The following is a 21460-nucleotide window of genomic DNA, read 5'->3' on the forward strand; positions in this document are numbered from 1 at the left end:
AGCCAATGCCTGTTCTGGACGGTGATGCATCAGCGTACCGATCTACCCGGCTGAACTAGGAACGGATCAGCGTCGTCCCGTCCGGGTGCTCACATCCACCCACACGGCCAACACCAGAATGCTGCCTTTGACGATCATCTGCCAGTAACTGTCGACGTCGAGCATCGACATACCGTTGTCCAGGCTGGTGATGACCAGTGCGCCGAGGAGGGCGCCGTAGACAGTACCGGAGCCGCCGCGCATGGAGGTGCCGCCGATGAAGCAGGCGGCGATGGCGTCGAGTTCTCCCATGCTGCCGGCCGAGGGCGAACCGGCTGCCAGGCGCGCGGTGTTGACCACCCCGGCGAGGGCGCACATCACGCCCATGATCCCGAAAATCCATAGCTTCACGGCCTGCACATTGATACCGGACAGGCGCGTGGCTTCCATGTTGCTGCCCACGGAATAGACGCGTCGACCGAAGACGGTCTGACTGGTCACGTAGCTGAACCCGCCCAGCAGAACCAGCAGAAGCAGGACCGGCACAGGGATGCCGTCATAGCTGTTAAGGGTCTGGACGAAGCCGGCCAACACCGCGCCGATCAACAGCACGCGTAATACGTCACGCACCAGCGAATGTGCCGCCAGACCGTGAAGGGCGCGATTGCGCCGTTGCTTCCAGGTCAGGAACAACGTCAGTGCGAACAGCAGAACGCCCAGGCCCGTGCCGATCGTGTGTGGCAAATAACCCTGGCCAATGTAGACAAGCTCCGGCGACACCGGGGCGATGGTCGTGCCGCCGGTAATCCCCAGCAAAATGCCCCGGAAAGCCAGCATGCCCCCCAGCCCCACAATGAAAGAAGGGATGCGCAAGTAGGCGGCCATGTAGCCGTTGGCGAGGCCGATCAGCAGTCCGCACAAGGCGACCAGGCTCAGGTTCGCCAGCAGCGGTATGTGGTAGATCACGTCGAGAATAGCCGCGACGCCACCGAGCAGGCCCAGCAATGAGCCGACCGACAAATCGATCTCGCCGCTGATGATGACCAGAACCATACCGCAGGCAAGAATCCCGGTAATGGACATCTGGCGCAGCAGATTGGAGAGGTTGCGCGGTGTGAGAAATCCGCCCTCGGTCTGCCAGCTGAAGAACAGCCAAATAAACGCCACGGCAAACACCAGCGCGAGCATCTTGTAGCGAGTGAAGAGCTGTTTGACCTGATTCATTTACGCGGACTTCCGATCATTATTATTGTGACAATCAGGCTGACTGAGTGCGGCGGCGAGCACCTGTTCCTGAGTGAGCTGATGGTTGATGAAGTCGCCACGCAACTGGCCTTCGCCGATCACCAGCACGCGGTCGGAAACGCCGAGCACTTCGGCCAGTTCCGAAGACACCATGATGATCGACACGCCTTCGGCCGCCAGCGCCCCCATCAACTTGTAGATCTCGTACTTGGCGCCGACATCCACACCTCGGGTGGGCTCGTCGAGAATCAGGACCCGGGGTTTGGTCAGCAGCATCTTCGCCAATACTGCTTTTTGTTGATTGCCGCCGGACAGACTGGTGATCGGCAGGAACGGGCTCGCGGTCTTGAGGTGCAGGCGCGAGATTTCTCGATCGATGCTGCCCAGTTCGGCTTCGGCATCGATGCGGGTCAGTTTCGAGTAACTGTCCAGCACGGCCAGGGTGATGTTCTGGCCGACTCCCAGGTCTGGAATGATGCCCTGGCGTTTGCGGTCCTCGGGCACCAGGCACAGGCCGGCACGAATTGATTTGAGCGGCGTGCGGGTGTCGATGAGTTGGCCGTCGAGCCAGACTTCGCCTTCGTGGCGACCGGGGTAGGCGCCGAACAGCGCTGTCACCAGTTCGGTGCGGCCTGCACCGACCAGCCCGGCGATGCCGAGGATTTCCCCGCGTTTGAGCACGAATGAAATATCGTCGACCCGTTTGCGTTTCGGGCTGTCGACGTCATAGCAGGTAATGTGGCGGGCCTCGAAAATCACCTCGCCAATGTCGTGTGGCTCGGTGGGGTAGAGGTTGCTCATTTCCCGTCCGACCATCTGGGTGATGATCTGTGGAATGTCCATGTCCGCCATGGCGGTCGTGGCGATGTGTTTGCCGTCACGGATCACCGAAATGGTGTCGCACACGGCAGCGACTTCATCGAGCTTGTGGGAGATGTAGACGCAGGCGACACCTTTGGCTTTAAGGTCGCGAATGATGTCCAGCAACACCTCGATTTCCGAGCGGGTCAGGGCCGATGATGGTTCGTCGAGGATCAGCAGGCGTGCTTGCTTGTTCAGCGCCTTGGCGATTTCCACCAGTTGCTGATAGCCGCCGCCGTACTGCGAAACCGGCAGCGATACATTCATGTCCGGCACTTTCAGTTCACGCATCAGGGCTTCGGCACGGTGGATCATCGCCGGGTAATTCATGCGTCCACCGCGCAGCGTCAGCTCATGGCCCATGAATATGTTTTCGGCCACCGACAGGTCGGGCACCAGCGTCAGTTCCTGGTGAATAATGACGATACCGGCGGCTTCCGTTTCGCTGATCGATTGCGCCTTGAGTGGTTGACCGTCCCAGAGGATTTCGCCGTCCCAGGTGCCATGGGGGTACACCGCGGAAAGGATTTTCATCAGCGTGGACTTGCCGGCGCCGTTCTCGCCGCACAGCCCGACGCACTCGCCCGACCTGACTTTGATGTCGATGCCATTGAGCGCTTTGACACCGCCAAATGTTTTGACGATACCGTTCATTTGCAGCAGATAGTCGGACATGTTCAAGACTCACAGGCGGCAGGTACGGGGCTTCTACTGCAGGAGCGAGAGGGCGCCCCTATCGCTCCTGCAGTAGGCCGTTAAGACTTTACGTGCCGTTGATCACTGTCCGGCAATCTGCGCCTTGGTATAAAACCCGTCCTGTTCCAGCAGGTCGATGTTGTCCTTGGTCAATGGAGTCGGAGTGAGCAAGATGGTGTCGACTTTTTTGCTGCCGTTGTCGTACTGCGAGCTGTAGGCGGGTTTCTCGTTACGCGCCAGTTGCACCGAGAGCTTGGCGGCTTCGGAGGCGATGAGTTTCAGCGGCTTGTACACGGTCATGGTTTGAGTGCCGGCGATTACCCGCTTGACCGCTGCGAGGTCCGCGTCCTGCCCCGAAATCGGCACCTTGCCGGCCAGTTGCTGAGCGGCCAGTGCCTGGATGGCGCCGCCTGCCGTGGCGTCGTTGGAGGCGACGATGCCGTCGATTTTGTTGGCGTTGCGGGTCAAGGCGTTTTCAACAATGCTCAGCGCTTCGGTCGGGTTCCATTCCTTCACCCACTGTTGACCGACGATCTTGATATCACCCTTGTCGATGGCCGGCTGCAGCACTTTCATCTGACCTTCGCGCAGGACTTTGGCGTTGTTGTCGGTGGGCGCACCGCCGAGCAGAAAGTAATTGCCCTTGGGGGCTGCGTGCAGCACGCCGCTGGCCTGCATCTCGCCGACTTTTTCGTTATCGAAGGAAATGTAGGCGTCGATATCGGCGTTGAGAATCAGACGATCATAGGACACGACCTTGATTCCGGCCTTCTTCGCTTCTGCCACTGCGTTGGTCAGTACTGTCGCGTTGAACGGCACGATGACGATCACATCGACGCCACGGGAAATGAGGTTTTCGATTTGCGAAATCTGTTTTTGCTCGTTGGCATCGGCCGACTGTACGAAGACTTTGGCATCCATTTTCTCCGCCGCCGCCACGAAATAATCGCGGTCACGTGACCAGCGCTCCAGACGCAGGTCATCAATGGAGAAACCGATTTTCGGGTGGGCCGAATCGGCCATTACCGGCAGTGACAGCAGAGCCAGGGCGCCAGCCAATAGCGCGCGTTTTACTTTCTTCATGGTGGTGCGTCCTTTTATTGTTGTTTGAAAGACACTGCCTGACGATGAGTATCGGGCTGGTAGAACTCTAGAGAATCGGCAGACGCTGCGGACACAGATTTGTCGTGCAAATGTCACAGCGTGATTGCGCCTGCGGACTTCGTTGGCGATCAGCGATAGATAAACCGGTTGACGACGTTTTCGAGCATCTCCTGCCTGCCGCTGACAGCCTGAGGATTGAGTTCGTTGGCGAATGCGTGTTCGGCCAATGACTGGAGGTTGAACTCACCCGTCAGCACTGCCTGCCCAAACGGCTGCTGCCAGCCGGCGTAGCGTTGATCCTTGAACTGCTGAAGCTGATCGTTCTGTACCATGGCGGCTGCCCGCTCCAGGGACAGGGCGAGGACGTCCATTGCGCCAACGTGGCCATGGAACAGATCCATCTCATTGAGGCTCTGACGGCGAACCTTGGAGTCGAAGTTGAATCCGCCATTCTTGAACCCGCCGGCCTTGAGAATTTCGTAGGTGGCCAGGGTCATTTCTTCGACGCTGTTGGGGAACTGATCGGTGTCCCAGCCGTTTTGCGGATCACCGCGATTGGCGTCGATGCTGCCGAAAATCCCCAGCGAGACGGCCGTTGCGATCTCGTGATGAAAGCTATGACCGGCCAGGGTCGCGTGGTTGGCCTCGATATTGACTTTGATTTCCTTCTCCAGACCAAACTGTTGGAGAAAGCCGAACACGGTGGCGCTGTCGTAATCGTATTGGTGCTTGGTCGGCTCCTGCGGTTTGGGCTCGATCAGCAGGTCGCCTTTGAAACTGATCTTGTGCTTGTGCTCGACCACCATGCGCATGAAGCGGCCCAGTTGTTCGCGCTCTTGTTTCAAGTCGGTGTTGAGCAGGGTTTCGTAGCCTTCGCGACCGCCCCACAACACGTAGTTGGACCCTTTCAGGCGTTGGGTCGCGTTCATGGCGCTGAACACTTGTGCGGCGGCGTAGGCGAACACTTCGGGGTCTGGATTGCTCGCGGCGCCTGCGGCAAAGCGTGGATTACTGAAGCAGTTGGCGGTGCCCCACAGCAGCTTGATCCCGCTTTCTTCCTGATGTCGCTCCAGGTGATCAATCATTTGCGCGAAGTGGTTGCGGTACTCCTTCAGCGAATGGCCTTCAGGGGCGACATCGGTGTCGTGGAAGCAGTAATAGTCGATACCCAATTTGGAGAAGAACTCGAACGCGGCTGCCGCCTTGCCGATGGCCAGCTCCATGGGGTCGCCAGCGCGATGCCACGGGCGCTTGAACGTCCCTGCACCAAACACATCGGAACCCGGCCAGACGAAGGTGTGCCAATAACAGGCGGCCATGCGCAGGTGTTCGCGCATGGGTTTGCCGAGGATGATTTTGTCGGCGTCGTAGTGGCGGAAGGCGAGGGGGGAATCGCTGGCAGGACCTTCATAGCGAATGTGGTCGACATCGGGGAAGTACAGCATTGGCAATGTCCTTTTTGTTTTTGGCGGTGTCTGGATACTAACAACGGCTCCGTGCCTGCTGATTATGAAAATCACCAACACAGGGTGCGATTTTGCGTATTGAGATTTGTCGTCCGCGCGCCTAGTCTGCGTCAATCGCCTCCGTGACAAGGGGCTTCGGAACAAGCCTGAAAACAATGAAAACCGTACCGCCTGTTCATCGCATCGCACTGTTGTTCAACGGCAGCAAGATCTATGACCGCGGCATCATCAGCGGCATCGGCAACTACCTGAGCAGCACCCGCGCGTCCTGGGACCTGTTCCTGGAAGAGGATTTTCTCTGTCGGTTAAAAGGGATCGAGCGCTGGCAAGGCGATGGGATCATTGCCGATTTCGACGACCCACTGATTGGCGAGGCGTTGGCCGACATCAAGTTGCCCGTGGTGGCGGTGGGGGGGTCTTATCAGGATGAGGAGGCGTATCCGAAAGGGATTCCGTATGTCGCGACCGATAATAACGCGCTGATCACGCTGGCTTACGAGCACTTGATCGAGGCGGGGCTGCAACGTTTTGCCTGCTTTAGCCTGCCCGAAGCGCAGGCTAATCGTTGGGCTCAGGAACGTGAAAAATCCTTTCGACGACTGATGCAACGTGACGGCTTGCATGCCGAGGTCTATCGCGGCATGGGCACCAGCGCACCGCTCTGGGACAGTGCGGTCGAACAACTGATTGCCTGGCTGCAAAAACTGCCCAAACCCATTGGCATCATCGCCGTCAGTGACGCCCGCGCCCGGCAGTTGTTGCAAGCCTGCCTGACCGCCGGAATTGCCGTGCCGGAGCAGGTGGCGTTGATAGGCATCGACAACGACCCCCTGACACGCAGCCTGACCCGAGTCCCCTTAAGCTCGGTCATCCAGGGCACCGAAACCATGGGCCGCACCGCCGCGCAACTGCTTCACCAGATGCTGCACGGCATGCCGTCCACGGGCACGCACATTCTGATCCCCCCTGATGCGATCAACGTGCAGGTGTCGAGTTTGCACCAGCCGTTGGGCAATCCCTACGTCATGCAAGCGCTGCTGTTTATCCGCCAATATGCCTGCCAGGGCATCAAGACAGCGCAGGTGGCGGCTTATGTCGGGGTGTCGCGCTCATCGCTGGAGTCGCACTTTCGCACTGTGCGAGGCTGCAGCGTGCACGACGAGATTTTGCGTTTCAAACTGGCGGCCGCCACCAGCGGGCTGGAAAATACCGACACAGCGATCGCGGACATTGCCCGGGTTTGCGGCTTCAAATCCGCACAGTATCTACACACGGTGTTCCGTCGCGAGTTTGGATGTACGCCCCGTGAATACCAGCAGGGCGTTCGATAGCCACGCGGATTACGATTGCACCCAGCGGCGCGCCGTCCCACGTTCACTCAGGCAACCCGGCCAACCGCAGCCCATCGGCGAAGCGCATGAAATCCTCGGGCCTTTGGATGGGCAGCCAGTCTTTCAGGTTGGAGAGGCACATCGAGGGATCCAGCTCACGCAGACGCTGCATCGCCAAACTCGCTTTATCCATTCGCCCGCTGAGGGCATGACTGGCCGCCAGCAAGGCCACCGGGGCCAGGAAACTGGGCAGGTTGCCCAACGCTTTTTCTGCCCATTGCGTCGTGGAATCGAAACGCCCGGCGAAGAAATGCGCGAACGCCATGCCGACCTGCATCCTGAACATTTCCGGATCCAGCGGACTCAAGCGAACGGCATGGGTCAGATGCTCGATGGCGGCGTCCGTTTCCCCGCGCAGTGCGCGCAGGATGCCGCCCAGGAACCAGGCAGGGGCGAGGTTGGGATTGAGCAGGCGCGCCCTGTCGAGCAAGGCAATGCCGCCGTCAACCTCGCCGGCGAGATGACTCAATGCATGTCCGCCTCGCGTCAACGCGACCGCATCATCCCGGCCAAGCGACACCGCCAGACGCGCAAGCCGCACGCCCTCGGCGATCTCTAGCGTTCTATCAGCCATCCAACCGTTGAGCTTGCGCCAAAAATAGCACCAGGCAGCCATGCCATAGGCCGATGCAAATTCCGGATCGAGCTCAATGGACTTGTAGAACAACGGCAGCGCCTGGTCGAGGGCTTCCCGGGTGCCGTTGTGCAGTTTTGCCATCGCGCGCAGATAGTAGTCGTAGGCGTCCAGGCTGTCCGTCGGTTTGCGTTTGGCGCGTTCGATTTCTGCCCGTTCGAGTTGCGGCGCAATGGCGCCGACGACGCTTTGGGTGATTTGATCTTGCAGCTCGAAGATATCGTTGAGCGCGCCTTCGAAACGCTCCGCCCAGATATGCGTCCCGCTCGTTGCGTCGATCAACTGCCCGGTGATGCGTACCTTGTTCCCGCACTTGCGCACGCTGCCTTCGAGCACGTAGCGAACGCCCAGCTCCTGGCTGATGCCCTTGGGGTCCACCGTGCGGCCCTTGTAGGTGAAGCTCGAATTGCGCGCGATGACGAACAGCCAGCGGATACGCGACAGGGCCGCGATGATGTCTTCCACGATGCCGTCAGCGAAATATTCCTGTTCCGGATCGCCGCTCAAATTCTGGAAGGGCAAGACGGTAATCGAAGGTTTGTCCGGGAGGACGAGCGAGGAGGGCATCTCATTCGGGGTCGTGGACGCGCGTTCGTCGATGTCAGGCCGGTCAGGCTGTTGCGTTTCGCCGTTCTCGTCGACCTTGATCTGGCCGACGAAGCGGTAGCCCTTGCGGGCGACGGTGCGCACCAGGCGCTGTTCCTCGCCGGTATCGCCGATGGCCTTGCGCACCGCATTAATGTGGCTGGTGATTGTCGATTCCGAGACGATCCGGCCGTTCCACACGGCCTTGAGCAGCTCGTCTTTGCTGATGACGCGATCGGGGTTGTTGACGAACAACAGCAATAGATCGAACACCTGCGGCCCGACGGCCACGACTTGCCCGCGCAAGGTGAGTTCCCGGCGCTTTTGATCGAGCACGTAGTCTTCAAACGCGAATGGCAAAGTGAGTTTCCCCTGACGACGCGCCCTCAACTCCGTGTCCCGGGCGGCTGGCGATTAGTATTTGAAATTGATGATACGGCAGCGCTGATCACGCCGCACCGTCCACAGCAGTGACGACGCCGTTCCGTGGCCTCTTTGGACGTAAAACCAAGCATTCGTGGAGGGAAAACCACAGCAGGTCCAAGGACTTCGTTCATGCGCGCAGGCAATCTTGCTCTACACCGACGCAATGGTTGCAGTCGACACGTGGAGAAAGCCCATGAAGATCGTCGTTATCGGAGGCTCCGGCCTCATTGGATCGAAACTTGTGAAGAACCTCCGCGAGCGCGGCCATGACGTGCTCGCGGCCAGCCCCAGCACAGGCGTAAACAGCATCACCCGCGAGGGCTTGGCCCAGGCGATGGATGGTGCTGACATCGTCGTCGACGTAGCGAACGCGCCGTCGTGGGAGGATCAGGCCGTCCTCGAGTTTTTCGAAACGTCGAGCCGCAACCTGCTGGCCGCCGAAGCGGCTGCCGGGGTTCGCCATCACGTTGCCCTGTCGATTGTCGGGAGCGAACGGCTTCCCGAGAACGGCTATTTCCGGGCCAAGGTCGCGCAGGAAAACCTGATCAAGGCATCCGGCATTCCTTACTCCATCTTGCGTGCCACGCAGTTCTTCGAATTTGTCGGCGGCATTGCCCAATCGTTCACCGTCGGCGACGAGCTGTGCGTTTCGCCAGCGCTGATCCAGCCGTTGGCGTCCGACGATGTGGTGGCGGCGCTCGCCGACATCGTGCTGGCAGCGCCGATCAATGGCACGGTCGAAGTCGCGGGGCCGGAGGCCATGCCGCTCGACGAACTGGTCAGGCGCTTTCTGCGGGCCACTCAGGATACCCGCCAGGTCGTACCGGATGTACACGCGCGTTACTACGGCGCCGTGCTTGACGATCAATCGCTGACACCCGGCAAGAACCCACGCCTGGGCGCGATCCGTTTCGAAAACTGGCTCAGCCAGTCAATGGCCGAAGCGGGCCGCTGAGGCTTGCAGGAACAACTCAGGAAGACGCCGCCCCGGTCATGGGGCGCGCCGTCAAAACACCCACCCACGAAGGAGTATTACCATGGTTACCCGACTTCTCTTGGCCGCTGCTTTCGCAACACTGTCGATCAGCGCCGCGTCGGCCGCCGAGCCGCCTCCCGGCAAAGTGACCGTCGTGTTTGACCGTCCCATTCCCAACATCCCTGGCAAGAGCATGAAGGGTGTGGTCGTCGAATATGGGCCGGGCGCCGCGTCGCCGTCCCACACCCATCCGAAAACGGCCTTCATCTACGCAACGGTCCTGGAGGGCGAGTTTCGCATCAAAGTCAAAGGCCAGCCGGAAAAGATCTACCACGTCGGCGAAAACTTCGTGGAGGAGCCGGGCTCCGTGCACGAAGTCAGCGCCAACGCCAGCGACACCGAGCCTGCACGTCTGTTGGCCGTGTTCGTCCTCGACACCGGCGAAAAGACGCTCGTCACACCTATCAAAAAGTGAGCGCGATCTACGCGCTCAATGAAGTGACCTGAAGAACTTAAATGCGGCTGAGTTGTGACTATATTCATGCAGAGTCACGAGTTGTCAGTTTTCGATAGGGTGGGTAAGCTGCTCTCATGAATCAGCCTTCAATATCCTTATCCTCGCCGAGCACTCGTGGCCCTGCCGAGCACGACATTCGAGACCAGATTGTCGCGGCTGCCAACGAGCACTTCAGTCAGTATGGCTATGGTAAAACCACGGTTTCCGACCTGGCCAAGGCCATCGGTTTTTCCAAAGCGTACATCTATAAGTTTTTTGATTCCAAGCAGGCGATTGGCGAAGCCATCTGCTCAAACTGTTTGGGGCAAATCGTTGCAGCCGTTGAACAGGCTGTTAACGCAGAAACTATTTCACCGACCGAGCGTTTCCGCAGACTGGTAAAAACCGTGATTGCTACGGGGGTGGACCTGTTCTTCAATGATCGCAAGCTCTACGACATCGCAGCTTTTGCCGCTGGGGAGCACTGGCCCAGTGCCCAGGCTTATGAAGCACAGATCAAGCGCTTTATCGTTGACATTGTGCGTGAAGGACGAGAGGTCGGAGAGTTCGAGCGCAAAACCCCGCTGGACGAGACCGTCGAAGCGATCCATCTGGCGCTGCGACCTTTCGTCAACCCATTGCTACTGCAACACAATCTGGATTTGATTGAGGAAGCTCCCATGCTGACCTCCAACCTCATCTTGCGTAGCCTCATGCCTTGACTCCTCGCTGATCCAAAACAGCCTGGTCATTTGAGTCAAGGTGACATCCCCCCTCATCAGTTTTTTGTCTCCGGTGCACCAGCGCCGGAGAGGGCATTGAATTTTTGCTGTTTGTGACCATTGACTGATATGGTCACTTGGATAGTATGGGCCTCCGTAGTTTTCGATGTTCTATTTTCAGTGACGTCCATAGAGTCCAAACAATGAAAAAAATAATGCTCAAGAGCCCCATTGGCCTGGCTGTCGTTATTGCGTCCTCCAATGTGATTGCCGGTGGTTTCGCACTCAACGAACAAAGCATCAGCGGGATGGGATCCGGTTTTGCCGGTCGCTCCTCCTCTGCGGAAGATGCCAGCACCGTTTTCGGCAATCCGGCTGGCATGGCGCGACTTAAAAGAGAGCAGGTCAGCGTGGGGGCGGCGACGCTGTTCGCGAAGTCCGACATTAGCCAGACTCGCAGTACGTTTGGGGGAAAGGAAGACGGTGACATGGTGCCCACAACCACCGTGCCGATGGGATATTACGTCAAGCCTGTCGATGACCATTGGGCATTCGGTATCGGGTTTTATGTGCCTTTTGGCCTGATCACCGACTATGGCAGTGATTTTGCCGGACGCTATTACGCCAACAAGAGCAAGGTCACGACACTGACCTTTCAGCCCACAGTCAGTTACGCGTTCAATGAAAAAGTGTCGATCGGCTTCGGTCCAACCATCAACCGTATCGGCGGTGAGATATCGGGGATGGTGCCCAACCCGCTAAGCCCTGGTCGCAATGACGGGAAGCTCAAAAGCACGGGCGACGATACGGCACTTGGTTTCAATGCGGGTGTCCTGGTGCAAGCGACAGACCAGACCCGCTTGGGGCTGACCTATCACTCCAAGGTCAGTTACCACTTGGATGCCGAAACCAAGGTCACCGATGGCATCTTTAGCGTGCTTGGCGTCAGCGGTCGTAGCTACGACGCATCGCTGGACGTGGACGCCCCTGAGTCAGTGGACTTTTCCGTGACCCATCAGCTCAATAACGACTGGACGCTCTATGTTGGCAGTACCTGGACGCGTTGGAGCCGCTTCAAAGAGCTGACGATTGAGAACAGTGGCTTGCCGCCGTTACTGAGCGGCCAATTGGGGACCATTACCGAAGAGCAGAACTGGCATGACACGTGGGCACACGCGATCGGTACGGCGTATCAACTGAATAAACAATGGGTGCTTCGTGCCGGGTTTTCAGTTGATCAGTCGCCCACCAACAATACCAACCGGGGGCCCCGAATTCCTACAGGCGACCGAAAGGTCATCAGCTTCGGCGCCGGCTGGACCCCAGTGGAAAATGTCACGATCGACCTCGCTTACTCTTATCTTTGGGAGGAAAGCGTGCAGGTCAACGACACCTCGGCAACCAGAGGTGCGTACAGTGCTAAATTCAAGAACAGTGCCAGCGGGCTTGGTACTTCAGTGAGCTACCGTTTCTAGTTGAGCGTTGTTACACCGAAAATGTCGGGGGTCGGGAGTGTGTATTGCCTCCCGACTTTCAAGGACATGGTTCAGGTTGAAGCGTTGACAGCGGTAACTCGGAAAGCTTCATCGCGTCGCAACAGGCTGGGCTTCCGGAGGTTGCCATCCGCCACCGAGTGCCTTGAATGCCGCGACCGCCGCCCGTGCCGATTCCGTTCGCGCCTGCGTTCGGGAATCGGAAGCCTGCAGCATCGTTTCGTCGGCGTGCAGAACATCAATCAGACTGGCCGTGCCTTTTTCGTAGGCTATGAACGACGATTGGCGAGCCTGTTTCAGAGACGCCTCGCCTGCCGTCAGGGTGGTCGCCTGAGCGTCGCGATTCACCAGTGCGGAGAAGGCATTCTCAACATCCTCAGTGGCGCGCAATACCGACTGGCGGTAAGCGGCCAGGGCTTCGGCTTCTTGTCCCTTGGCTTGATCGATTTGAGCGTTAATGCGGCCAAAGTCGAAAAGCCTCCAGCGCAGTCCCAGTACGCCCGCCGACTGATTGGCGCCGCCAGTGAAAAGGTTGCCGCCGGATACAGCCGTGGCGCTACCCAGCAATGCGCTAAGGGAGAATTTCGGGTAGTACTCGGCAATCGCCACCCCGATGCGTGCATTGGAGGCTGCAAGGCGCCGCTCAGCCACGATGAGGTCGGGCCTGCGGCGCAGCAGATCGGCCGGCGTTCCCGTAGCTTTTATCTGCGGCGCAAGCGGAATGCTTCCGGCATTTGCCAGTTGCGTGCGATGAGTGCCTGGCGGTGTTCCTAGCATGATATCCAGTGCATTCATGGCCGCATCCAGGCCGGTCTGCAGGACTGGCACGGTCGCCTGGACCTGCGATAGTGCTCCCTCAGTCTGCTGAACCTGATAGTTGGCAGCGAGGCCCTTGCCGTAGAGCAAGCGGACTTTTTCCAGAAGTCCCTGCTGCGTTTCGACTTGTCGGTTTGCAATGTCCAGCCGGGCTTGCAATCCGCGGAGGGTGATGTAGATATCGGCGGTCTGTGCGGCGATAGCCAGTCGTGTGGCAGCGGCGCCCGCCTCGGAGGCCTGGTACTCGGCGAGTGCGGCTTCGCGTTCGCGTCGCAGGCCGCCAAAGACATCAACCTCCCAGCCAGCACCGAGGTTGACCTCGTAGGAGTTACCGTACCGATCATAGCCAGGCGTTGAGTTCAACACCTGGCCGAGTGGGGTTTCGATTGATTGGTAGGAGCGCGCAACCTGGCCACTGATGTTCCCCGAGGGTAGCAAGGCGGCATTTGCGGCACCCAGTCCTGCCCGTGCCTGTGTGACTCGCGCCGATGCCTGCGCCAGATCCAGGTTCTGTTCAAGCGCCTTGGAGACGAAATCGTTGAGCACGGGATCACCAAAACCTTCCCACCAGGTCGCAGGGCTGGCCTGCGCCGTTACAGGCCTCTGCTCGACAGCAGACTGCCCCAGGTAACGATCCGAAAGAGGGGCGGCCGGACGTTGATAGTCCGGACCGACCGCGCAGCCTGCCATCAAGCTGGCGCTCAACAAAAGAACAACGGGACGAAGGGGAGGCATTGAGGTTCCTTCAATCGGGGATGATAGGTGACCATATTACGGTATGGTCACGGTCTGTCAATCAATGCCATCTGTTCATGTTTTCACAATTAGCACAGTTAATACTGTATCTCGGCATGGATAGAGAGAGGTCTATCGCTCATTTGTTGTGACCATTGACAGATATGGTCACATTGCTGAGAATGTAGCGCATGTCCTATTGTTTAAGTAAGGGAACCTATGCGCCGGCTTCGACTTGTCCCTATCGCCGCTTGCTTGTTGCCTCTCGTCCTGACGGCGTGTGGCGACTCCTCCGTCGTTGAAGATCCACGCACGCACGCCCCTCTGGTGAGATCCTCTGCGGTTCAGGAGGCGTCCGATGTTTCACGTTCTTTCACTGGAATAGTGGCTGCCCGCGTCCAGGGTGACCTGGGCTTTCGGGTCTCAGGCAAGATACTTGAGCGTCTGGTGGATACTGGCCAGACCGTTAAGAAGGGGCAGCCGCTCATGCGCCTCGACCCTATCGACCTGGGATTGCAGGCGCGCGCGCAGCAAGAGTCGGTCATAGCCGCCCGGGCCCGAGCCAAGCAGACGGCAGATGACGAGGCTCGATATCGCGACCTGGTCGCTGCAGGTGCTATTTCTGCATCGGCTTACGATCAGGTCAAAGCCGCGGCTGATACCGCAAAAGCGCAGCTCAGCGCTGCCGAAGCGCAGGCCGACGTAGCTCGCAACGCGTCTGGTTATGCGGTGTTGTTTTCTGATTCCGACGGCGTTGTGGTGGAAACGCTCGCCGAGCCCGGGCAAGTCGTCAGCCCGGGGCAGCCTGTGGTTCGACTGGCGCGGGCCGGGCAGCGCGAAGCCATCGTGCACTTGCCCGAGACGCTACGCCCGGCAGCAGGGTCCACTGCGCAGGCCACGCTTTATGGCAACACCACGCAGGCTGTTACAGCGAAGCTGAGGTTGCTTTCCGATTCGGCCGATCGTATGACGCGCACATTTGAGGCGCGGTATGTGCTGCAGGGCGCGCTGGCCAATGCGCCGTTAGGTTCGACCGTCACTCTTCGGATCGCTGCAGGCACCGCAAGTGGACAGGTGTTGCAAGTGCCGATCGCTGCCGTTTATGACCCAGGCAAAGGCACAGGCGTGTGGGTCATTGCTGGCAACCCGGCGAAGGTGATCTGGAGACCTGTCCGGGTCTTGAGTTTGAGCGATGACGTAGCGCAAGTGGCAGGTGATCTCAAGGTCGGCGAGCAGATCGTAGCGTTAGGTGCACATTTACTGCGCGACGGTGAGGAGGTGAGACTGGCTCAACAGGGTGACGTCAAAGTTGCCGGGAGCCATCCATGAGCCAGGGGCGCTTCAATCTTTCGGCGATCGCCGTTCGCGAGCGCTCGATCACGGTATTCCTGATCTTCCTGATCGGTGTTGCCGGGATCCTGTCATTTTTCCAACTGGGGCGTGCGGAAGACCCTCCGTTTACGGTCAAGCAGCTGACGGTCATTACCGCGTGGCCGGGCGCTACGGCGCAGGAGATGCAGGACCAGGTAGCAGAGCCACTTGAGAAACGTCTGCAAGAACTGAAATGGTACGACCGCACGGAAACCTACACCCGCCCTGGTCTCGCCTTCACCATGGTGACGCTGCTTGATCGCACACCGCCGTCTCAAGTGCAGGAGGAGTTCTATCAGGCGCGTAAAAAGCTCGACGATGAGGCCATCAAGTTACCGGCGGGTGTGATTGGGCCGATGGTCAACGACGAGTTTTCGGATGTGACATTTGCGCTCTTCGCCTTGAAAGCCAAAGGCGAGCCGCAGCGACTGTTGGTGCGTGATGCGGAATCGTTGCGCCAGCGCCTGTTGCATGTGCCGGGCGTGAAGAAGGTCAACATCATTGGTGAGCAGCCCGAACGCATCTTTGTCTCCTTCTCCCATGATCGATTGGCCACGCTGGGCGTCTCTCCCCAGGACATTTTTGCCGCGCTGAACAATCAGAACGTGCTCACACCTGCCGGCTCAATTGAAACCAATGGGCCGCAAGTCTTCCTCCGTCTCGACGGTGCCTTCGATAAGGTGCAGACGATTCGTGACACACCGCTTGCGATTAAAGGTCGAACACTGAAGCTCTCGGACGTGGCGACGGTCGAGCGTGGTTATGAAGATCCGGCAACTTTCCTCGTGCGTAATGACGGGGAGGAGGCCCTGTTACTGGGGGTCGTGATGCGTGAGGGCTGGAACGGTCTTGATCTGGGTAAGGCATTGGACGCGGAAAGGACCAAAATCAATGAAGGCATGCCCTTGGGCATGACGCTCACCAAGGTCACCGATCAGTCTGTGAATATCAGTTCGGCCGTCGACGAGTTCATGATCAAGTTCTTCGTCGCCTTGCTGGTTGTGATGCTTGTCTGCTTTCTCAGCATGGGCTGGCATGTAGGTATTGTGGTGGCGGCGGCGGTGCCGCTAACGCTGGCCGTGGTGTTTGTGGTGATGGCGGCCACTGGAAAGAACTTTGACCGTATCACCCTCGGATCGCTGATTCTGGCGCTTGGACTTCTGGTGGACGACGCCATCATTGCTATCGAGATGATGGTGGTGAAAATGGAGGAAGGCTACGACCGCATCAAAGCTTCCGCGTATGCCTGGAGTCATACGGCTGCACCGATGCTTTCCGGTACGCTGGTGACCGCTATCGGCTTTTTGCCCAACGGCTTCGCACAGTCGACAGCTGGCGAGTACACCAGCAACATGTTCTGGATCGTGGGCATTGCCCTGATTGCCTCCTGGGTGGTGGCGGTGGTCTTTACCCCCTATCTGGGTGTGAAGATGTTGCCGAAGATCAAGCAGGTCGAAGGTGGTCACGCGGCGATCTACAACACCCGTTATTACAACCGCTTCCGCCAGATTCTGACGCGCGTCATCGCCCGCAAATGGCTGGTTGCCGGAACTGTCATCGCTGCGTTTGTCCTGGCGATTCTCGGCATGAGCCTGGTCAAGAAGCAATTCTTTCCCACTTCGGACCGCCCAGAAGTGTTGGTCGAAGTGCAAATGCCGTATGGCACCTCCATCGAGCAAACCAGCGCCACCACCGCCAGGATCGAGGCCTGGCTGCAAAAGCAGGATGAAGCAAAAATCGTCACGGCCTTTATCGGACAAGGTGCGCCGCGCTTCTACCTGGCGATGGCGCCGGAACTCCCTGATCCATCATTCGCGAAGATTGTGGTGTTGACGGGTAGTCAGGAGGCGCGTGAGGCCCTCAAGTTCCGCATTCGCGAGGCAGTTGCTCAAGGACTTGCCCCGCAAGCACGAGTCAGGGTTACGCAGTTGGTGTTTGGTCCGTATTCACCCTTTCCTGTCGCCTATCGGGTGATGGGGCCTGACCCATCAAAATTGCGCGAGATCGCCGGCCAGGTACAGGAGGTGATGCAGGCGAGCCCCATGATGAGAACCGTCAACACTGACTGGGGACCGCTGACACCGACGCTGCATTTCACCCTGGATCAGGACCGCTTGCAGGCGGTGGGGCTGACGTCCAGTGCCGTCGCGCAGCAGCTGCAGTTCCTGCTAACGGGGGTGCCGATTACGGCCGTTCGTGAAGACATTCGTTCGGTGCAGGTGGTCGGGCGGGCGGCGGGTGATATCCGGCTCGACCCTGCAAAAATAGAAGGCTTTACGCTTGTGGGCACGGCGGGCCAGCGGATTCCGCTGTCCCAGGTAGGAGAGGTGGACGTGCGCATGGAGGATCCGATCCTTCGGCGTCGCGACCGCACTCCGACCATTACCGTGCGCGGCGACATTGCCGAAGGATTGCAGCCACCGGATGTCTCGAGCGTCATCATGAAGGCGCTGCAGCCGGTCATCGACAAGTTGCCTGATGGGTATCGTATCGAGCAGTCGGGGGCTATTGAGGAGTCGGGCAAGGCCGGTCAGGCGATATTGCCGCTGCTCCCGATCATGATTGCCATCACGCTGCTGATCCTCATCCTGCAGGTACGTTCGGTCTCGGCGATGATCATGGTGTTCCTCACCTCGCCACTCGGGCTGATTGGTGTGGTGCCGACACTGCTTATCTTCCAGCAGCCGTTCGGTATCAATGCGTTGGTAGGGCTAATCGCCTTGTCGGGCATTCTGATGCGCAACACGCTGATTCTGATTGGACAAATCCATCACAACGCAAAGGAAGGACTGGATCCGTTTCAAGCAGTGATCGAAGCCACAGTACAGCGTGCTCGCCCAGTACTGCTGACAGCGCTGGCGGCCATCCTGGCGTTCATCCCCCTGACACACTCCGTCTTTTGGGGAACCCTGGCTTACACGCTGATCGGAGGCACGTTTGTCGGAACCATCGTCACGCTGGTGTTCCTGCCGGCGATGTACTCCATCTGGTTCAAGATCAGTCCTGTCAGTCGGAGGCAAACTGAAACAGCCGAACTGATGTAAGCCATCGAATCGACGGGATGAGAGGGCCCCCCGGTCCTCTCGCTGTTCGCCTGATCACAAAGCATTAACCGTACGCCACAGCTTGCTTCTTTTGGCGACGCCGATTGAAAAATGATGGATCGCTTCATCGAGGTTGCACTTGTGGCCGCGCACGAAGCTCTGGAGCAGGCAGGCTGGCATCCGACGGGGGGAGTGCCTCGGGAGCTCGGGACATCAAGAGTTTGAATCGGTCAAAGTTGTTCATCCGCCGCACTGATGCTGATTTTAGCTTCTTGGGCGAAGCGAAACAGACCCACACCGAGGAAGAATGTAGCGACTATAAAAAGGAGGCCGGCACCATAGGCGTACTTGAAGCCCATGAACTCAGTCAAAAAGATGATAGCGAGCAGCAGGGTGGCGCAAAGTCCGCCGCGCAAAGAAGAAAGGATACCAGCGTTCAATAAGTTAGCTCGCCGCCTCAATCTCTCCAGATCAGCCCTGAGGTGCGCACGCATCTGGTCGTCTTCGGGGATCGCATTGAGTACTCGTGTACGTTCGATGACAGCGGATAACCTTGAAGTCATTAACGATACGAACGCCGCTATTGCACCGAGGAAAAACGTCGGGGCTGTTGCTTGTGAAAAGATCTGCGACAACCGCACAGCGTCAGGAATGAATTCGTTCAATTTAGGGACCCCCTAACAGTATTAGGCCGAGGATTTGCAATTCCTCCATTTGACATAGTTCGCGGTCAAAAGGCATGGCGCACCCTGTTATCAGTTAGGGGGCAGTACAGTCTTGCGGGCTGAGTTTTTGCTGACAACAAGACACCAACATCGAGCCAAGTCTGCAACTTGGTCGGGGTGCCCTGTCGTAGAGCGTAGAGCAGCTCAGTAGACTTTCCACAGTGAGTAAGCGTTTTATTCTGTGACACAGAGGAAAATAAACATGATCGACAGTCAGGTGATATGAAACTCCCGGGTGGTTGCAGCGCCTGTATCCCATAAATGCATCACCTCTGTGTCTGTCGACACCCTCGCCAGATTGATACGGTCTGCATTTATCGCAAGTCGATGAGGCAACAATGGATCTCACTGCAATCCCGTTCGGCACCACCGATTGGTCAACGATAGAGCCCGTGGCGCATGCCGGTCAGACAGGCACAGCCTATTGGCGTACCTGTCAGTTTGGTTCAGCGCGTGTGCGGATGGTCGAGTACAGCCCTGGCTATCTGGCCGATCACTGGTGTTGGAGAGGGCACATCCTGTTGTGCCTGGAGGGTGAGTTGCATACAGAGCTGGAGGATGGTCGTCAGTTCACACTGACGCCTGGCATGAGCTATCAGGTGGGTAATGATGCTGAGGGACATCGGTCATTCACCACCCACGGGGCGAAGTTGTTCATTGTGGATTAGTCGTGGGGGCGGTCCTGCCTGCCGCGCCCACGCTCATGCCTGATCCATCGCCTCAGCCAGTCCCTCATCCTCACCGAGAAAGCCACCACTTTGATGCTGCCAGAGCCGTGCGTAGGTGCCGTTTCTTGCGAGCAATTCAGCGTGGGTGCCTTGTTCGATGATGCGTCCTTCATCCATGACAATGAGCCGATCCATGGCCGCAATCGTCGACAGCCGATGGGCGATGGCGATGACGGTTTTGCCCTCCATCATTTCATAGAGGTTTTCCTGGATGGCGACTTCGACTTCAGAGTCGAGGGCGCTAGTGGCCTCGTCAAGCAACAGGATCGGGGCGTTCTTGAGCATCACTCGGGCAATGGCGATGCGTTGGCGCTGGCCACCGGAGAGCTTGATGCCGCGCTCGCCCACGAGGGTGTCATAGCCGTTATGGCCTTGCCGGTCGCTCAGTTGGCTGATGAAGCCGTCGGCTTGCGCATTGGCTGCGGCGCTGCGGATCTGCGCGTCGGTTGCGTCTGGTCGGCCGTAGGCGATGTTGTCGCGAATGGAGCGGTGCAACAGGGATGTATCCTGCGTGACCATGCCGATAGCGCTGCGCAGACTGTCTTGTGTCACCTTGGCGATGTTTTGCCCATCGATGCGAATCTCACCGCTGTCGATGTCATAGAAACGCAGCAGCAGATTAATCAGAGTCGATTTACCTGCACCGGAACGGCCCACCAGGCCAATCTTTTCGCCTGGACGGATGTTCAGGCTCAATCCATCGAGCACGTGGCGTTCACCGTTGTAGCTGAAGCTCACATTGTCAAACGTCACCGCGCCGCCAGAGGGCACCAGCACGCCGGCGTTCGGCGCATCCTGCACCTTGGGGCCACGGGTCAGGGTGGCCATGCCATCCTGTACGGTGCCGATGTTTTCGAACAGTGAGGTCATTTGCCACATGATCCAGTGCGACATGCCATTGATGCGCAGCGCCATGGCCGTAATCGCCGCCACGGCCCCCGTGCCGACTTCGCCCAGGTGCCACAGCCACAGCGCATAGCCACCTGCTCCCATGATCAGCCCGACTACCAGTGCCTGATTGACGATCTCAAACTGGCTGACCAGGCGCATCTGGCGAAAACCGGTGTCCTTGAAATCCTCCATCGCCGCGCGCGCGAAGTGCGCTTCACGCTTGGAGTGCGAGAACAGTTTTACGGTGGTGATGTTGGTATAGGCGTCGGAAATGCGCCCCGTCATTGAAGATCGCGCATTGGCCTGTTCCTGGCCGACGTGCCCCAGGCGTGGCACGAAGTACAGCATGGCCAGCCCGAACAACGCGACCCAGGCAATAAAAGGCAGCATGAGTTTCAGGGCGAAGCCGCCGGCCAGTGCGATGATCGCAATGAAATAAACGCCGATGCCAGGTGCGATTTCGATGAGGGTGAACAGCACTTCGCGCACGGCCAATGCCGTCTGCATCACCTTGGTCGTGACCCGGCCGGAGAATTCATCGGAGAAGAACGAAAGGCTTTGCCGCAGCATCAGACGGTGGAAATCCCAACGCAGCCGCAGCGGCAGATTAATCGCCAATACCTGGTGCTGCACCATGGTACGAAGCGCCACCAGCCCAATGCTGGTGAGCAACACGATGGCGATACCCCACAGCACTCGGCTTTCTTGCCCGTTCGCATCGCTACCGGCTTGCCAGGTCGAGAGCAGATCCACGACCTGCCCAAGAAAGGAAAACAACCAGGCTTCATAAATCGACACGCTGGCACTCAGCAGAGCAAGCGCAAGAATATAGCCGCGTGCTCCTCGCGTGCAGGCCCACAGAAACCGCATCAGGCCCACAGGCGGTGGCGGTGCTTCGTCGGGAGGAAATGGGTCGAGCCTTTGTTCAAACACGCGAAGCATTGTGGCCTCCGAAAAAATCAATGTGAGGAGATTCTGCCACTTAATGAGTGCTTTAAGGGTTGGCAGTTCAAGGGTATGACGCCGTTTAGGGTTGTAGATCATCCATTAAAAAAAGCGCCCCTTAGCCCCAGATA

Annotated in this window: 16 protein-coding genes; 8 read left to right on the forward strand and 8 right to left on the reverse strand. The window is 58.4% G+C overall.

What is annotated here, in order from left to right; translation table 11 throughout:
• Positions 1-66: 66 nt before the first annotated feature.
• From QRN31_RS21020 to xylA, 4 genes are all read right to left on the reverse strand, one after another.
• Entirely contained in the window at positions 67-1203 is a 1137-nt protein-coding gene (locus QRN31_RS21020; protein WP_285434276.1) for a sugar ABC transporter permease, read from the reverse strand.
• Entirely contained in the window at positions 1204-2760 is a 1557-nt protein-coding gene (xylG, locus tag QRN31_RS21025) for a D-xylose ABC transporter ATP-binding protein (protein ID WP_285434278.1), read from the reverse strand. It lies immediately after the preceding gene.
• Positions 2761-2862: 102 nt separating this feature from the next.
• Positions 2863-3864 carry a D-xylose ABC transporter substrate-binding protein gene (xylF, locus tag QRN31_RS21030; RefSeq protein WP_285434280.1) on the reverse strand — a complete coding sequence of 334 codons (1002 nt, stop codon included), beginning with the start codon at positions 3862-3864 and terminating at the stop codon, positions 2863-2865.
• Between the two features lie 149 nt (positions 3865-4013).
• Positions 4014-5330, reverse strand: a complete 1317-nt coding sequence (gene xylA, locus QRN31_RS21035) for a xylose isomerase (RefSeq protein ID WP_285434282.1) — start codon at positions 5328-5330, stop codon at positions 4014-4016.
• Between the two features lie 176 nt (positions 5331-5506).
• Here xylA and QRN31_RS21040 point away from each other — a divergent pair, with 176 nt between their 5' ends.
• Positions 5507-6682 (forward strand): XylR family transcriptional regulator, encoded by a 1176-nt coding sequence (locus tag QRN31_RS21040; protein ID WP_285434283.1) that lies wholly within the window; start codon positions 5507-5509, stop codon positions 6680-6682.
• Positions 6683-6725: 43 nt separating this feature from the next.
• Here the strand turns inward: QRN31_RS21040 and QRN31_RS21045 are convergent, their stop codons facing one another.
• Positions 6726-8321 carry a winged helix-turn-helix domain-containing tetratricopeptide repeat protein gene (locus QRN31_RS21045; protein WP_285434285.1) on the reverse strand — a complete coding sequence of 532 codons (1596 nt, stop codon included), beginning with the start codon at positions 8319-8321 and terminating at the stop codon, positions 6726-6728.
• A gap of 259 nt (positions 8322-8580) precedes the next feature.
• Between QRN31_RS21045 and QRN31_RS21050 the strand changes: the two genes are divergently transcribed.
• The 4 genes from QRN31_RS21050 (at position 8581) to QRN31_RS21065 (ending at position 12056) form a co-directional block, all read left to right on the forward strand.
• Positions 8581-9342: an SDR family oxidoreductase gene (locus tag QRN31_RS21050; RefSeq protein ID WP_285434287.1), complete on the forward strand. Its 762-nt coding sequence runs from the start codon at positions 8581-8583 to the stop codon at positions 9340-9342.
• 82 nt (positions 9343-9424) lie between these two features.
• Positions 9425-9838, forward strand: a complete 414-nt coding sequence (locus QRN31_RS21055; RefSeq protein WP_285434288.1) for a cupin domain-containing protein — start codon at positions 9425-9427, stop codon at positions 9836-9838.
• A 116-nt stretch (positions 9839-9954) separates the two neighbouring features.
• On the forward strand, positions 9955-10581 hold the full coding sequence (locus QRN31_RS21060; protein WP_285434290.1) for a TetR/AcrR family transcriptional regulator: 627 nt from the start codon (positions 9955-9957) through the stop codon (positions 10579-10581).
• Between the two features lie 203 nt (positions 10582-10784).
• Complete coding sequence (locus QRN31_RS21065) at positions 10785-12056, forward strand: OmpP1/FadL family transporter (protein ID WP_285434291.1); 1272 nt, start codon at positions 10785-10787, stop codon at positions 12054-12056.
• Between the two features lie 108 nt (positions 12057-12164).
• Here the strand turns inward: QRN31_RS21065 and QRN31_RS21070 are convergent, their stop codons facing one another.
• Positions 12165-13625: an efflux transporter outer membrane subunit gene (locus QRN31_RS21070; protein WP_285434293.1), complete on the reverse strand. Its 1461-nt coding sequence runs from the start codon at positions 13623-13625 to the stop codon at positions 12165-12167.
• 219 nt (positions 13626-13844) lie between these two features.
• Here QRN31_RS21070 and QRN31_RS21075 point away from each other — a divergent pair, with 219 nt between their 5' ends.
• Both QRN31_RS21075 and QRN31_RS21080 read left to right on the forward strand, forming a co-directional pair.
• Positions 13845-14954 (forward strand): efflux RND transporter periplasmic adaptor subunit, encoded by a 1110-nt coding sequence (locus QRN31_RS21075; RefSeq protein WP_285434295.1) that lies wholly within the window; start codon positions 13845-13847, stop codon positions 14952-14954.
• On the forward strand, positions 14951-18040 hold the full coding sequence (locus QRN31_RS21080; protein WP_285434296.1) for an efflux RND transporter permease subunit: 3090 nt from the start codon (positions 14951-14953) through the stop codon (positions 18038-18040). The genes QRN31_RS21075 and QRN31_RS21080 overlap by 4 nt, the downstream gene beginning before the upstream one ends.
• Positions 18041-18270: 230 nt before the next feature.
• On the opposite strand, the gene QRN31_RS21085 is transcribed toward QRN31_RS21080, so the two are convergent.
• Positions 18271-18705 (reverse strand): DUF2721 domain-containing protein, encoded by a 435-nt coding sequence (locus QRN31_RS21085; RefSeq protein WP_285434297.1) that lies wholly within the window; start codon positions 18703-18705, stop codon positions 18271-18273.
• 398 nt (positions 18706-19103) lie between these two features.
• Between QRN31_RS21085 and QRN31_RS21090 the strand changes: the two genes are divergently transcribed.
• Positions 19104-19433 carry a DHCW motif cupin fold protein gene (locus QRN31_RS21090; protein ID WP_285434298.1) on the forward strand — a complete coding sequence of 110 codons (330 nt, stop codon included), beginning with the start codon at positions 19104-19106 and terminating at the stop codon, positions 19431-19433.
• A 33-nt stretch (positions 19434-19466) separates the two neighbouring features.
• Here the strand turns inward: QRN31_RS21090 and QRN31_RS21095 are convergent, their stop codons facing one another.
• Positions 19467-21326, reverse strand: a complete 1860-nt coding sequence (locus tag QRN31_RS21095) for an ABC transporter ATP-binding protein (protein WP_285434300.1) — start codon at positions 21324-21326, stop codon at positions 19467-19469.
• Between the last annotated feature and the right edge of the window lie 134 nt (positions 21327-21460).

The sequence above is a fragment of the Pseudomonas sp. fls2-241-R2A-110 genome (assembly GCF_030209165.1).
Lineage (GTDB): Bacteria > Pseudomonadota > Gammaproteobacteria > Pseudomonadales > Pseudomonadaceae > Aquipseudomonas.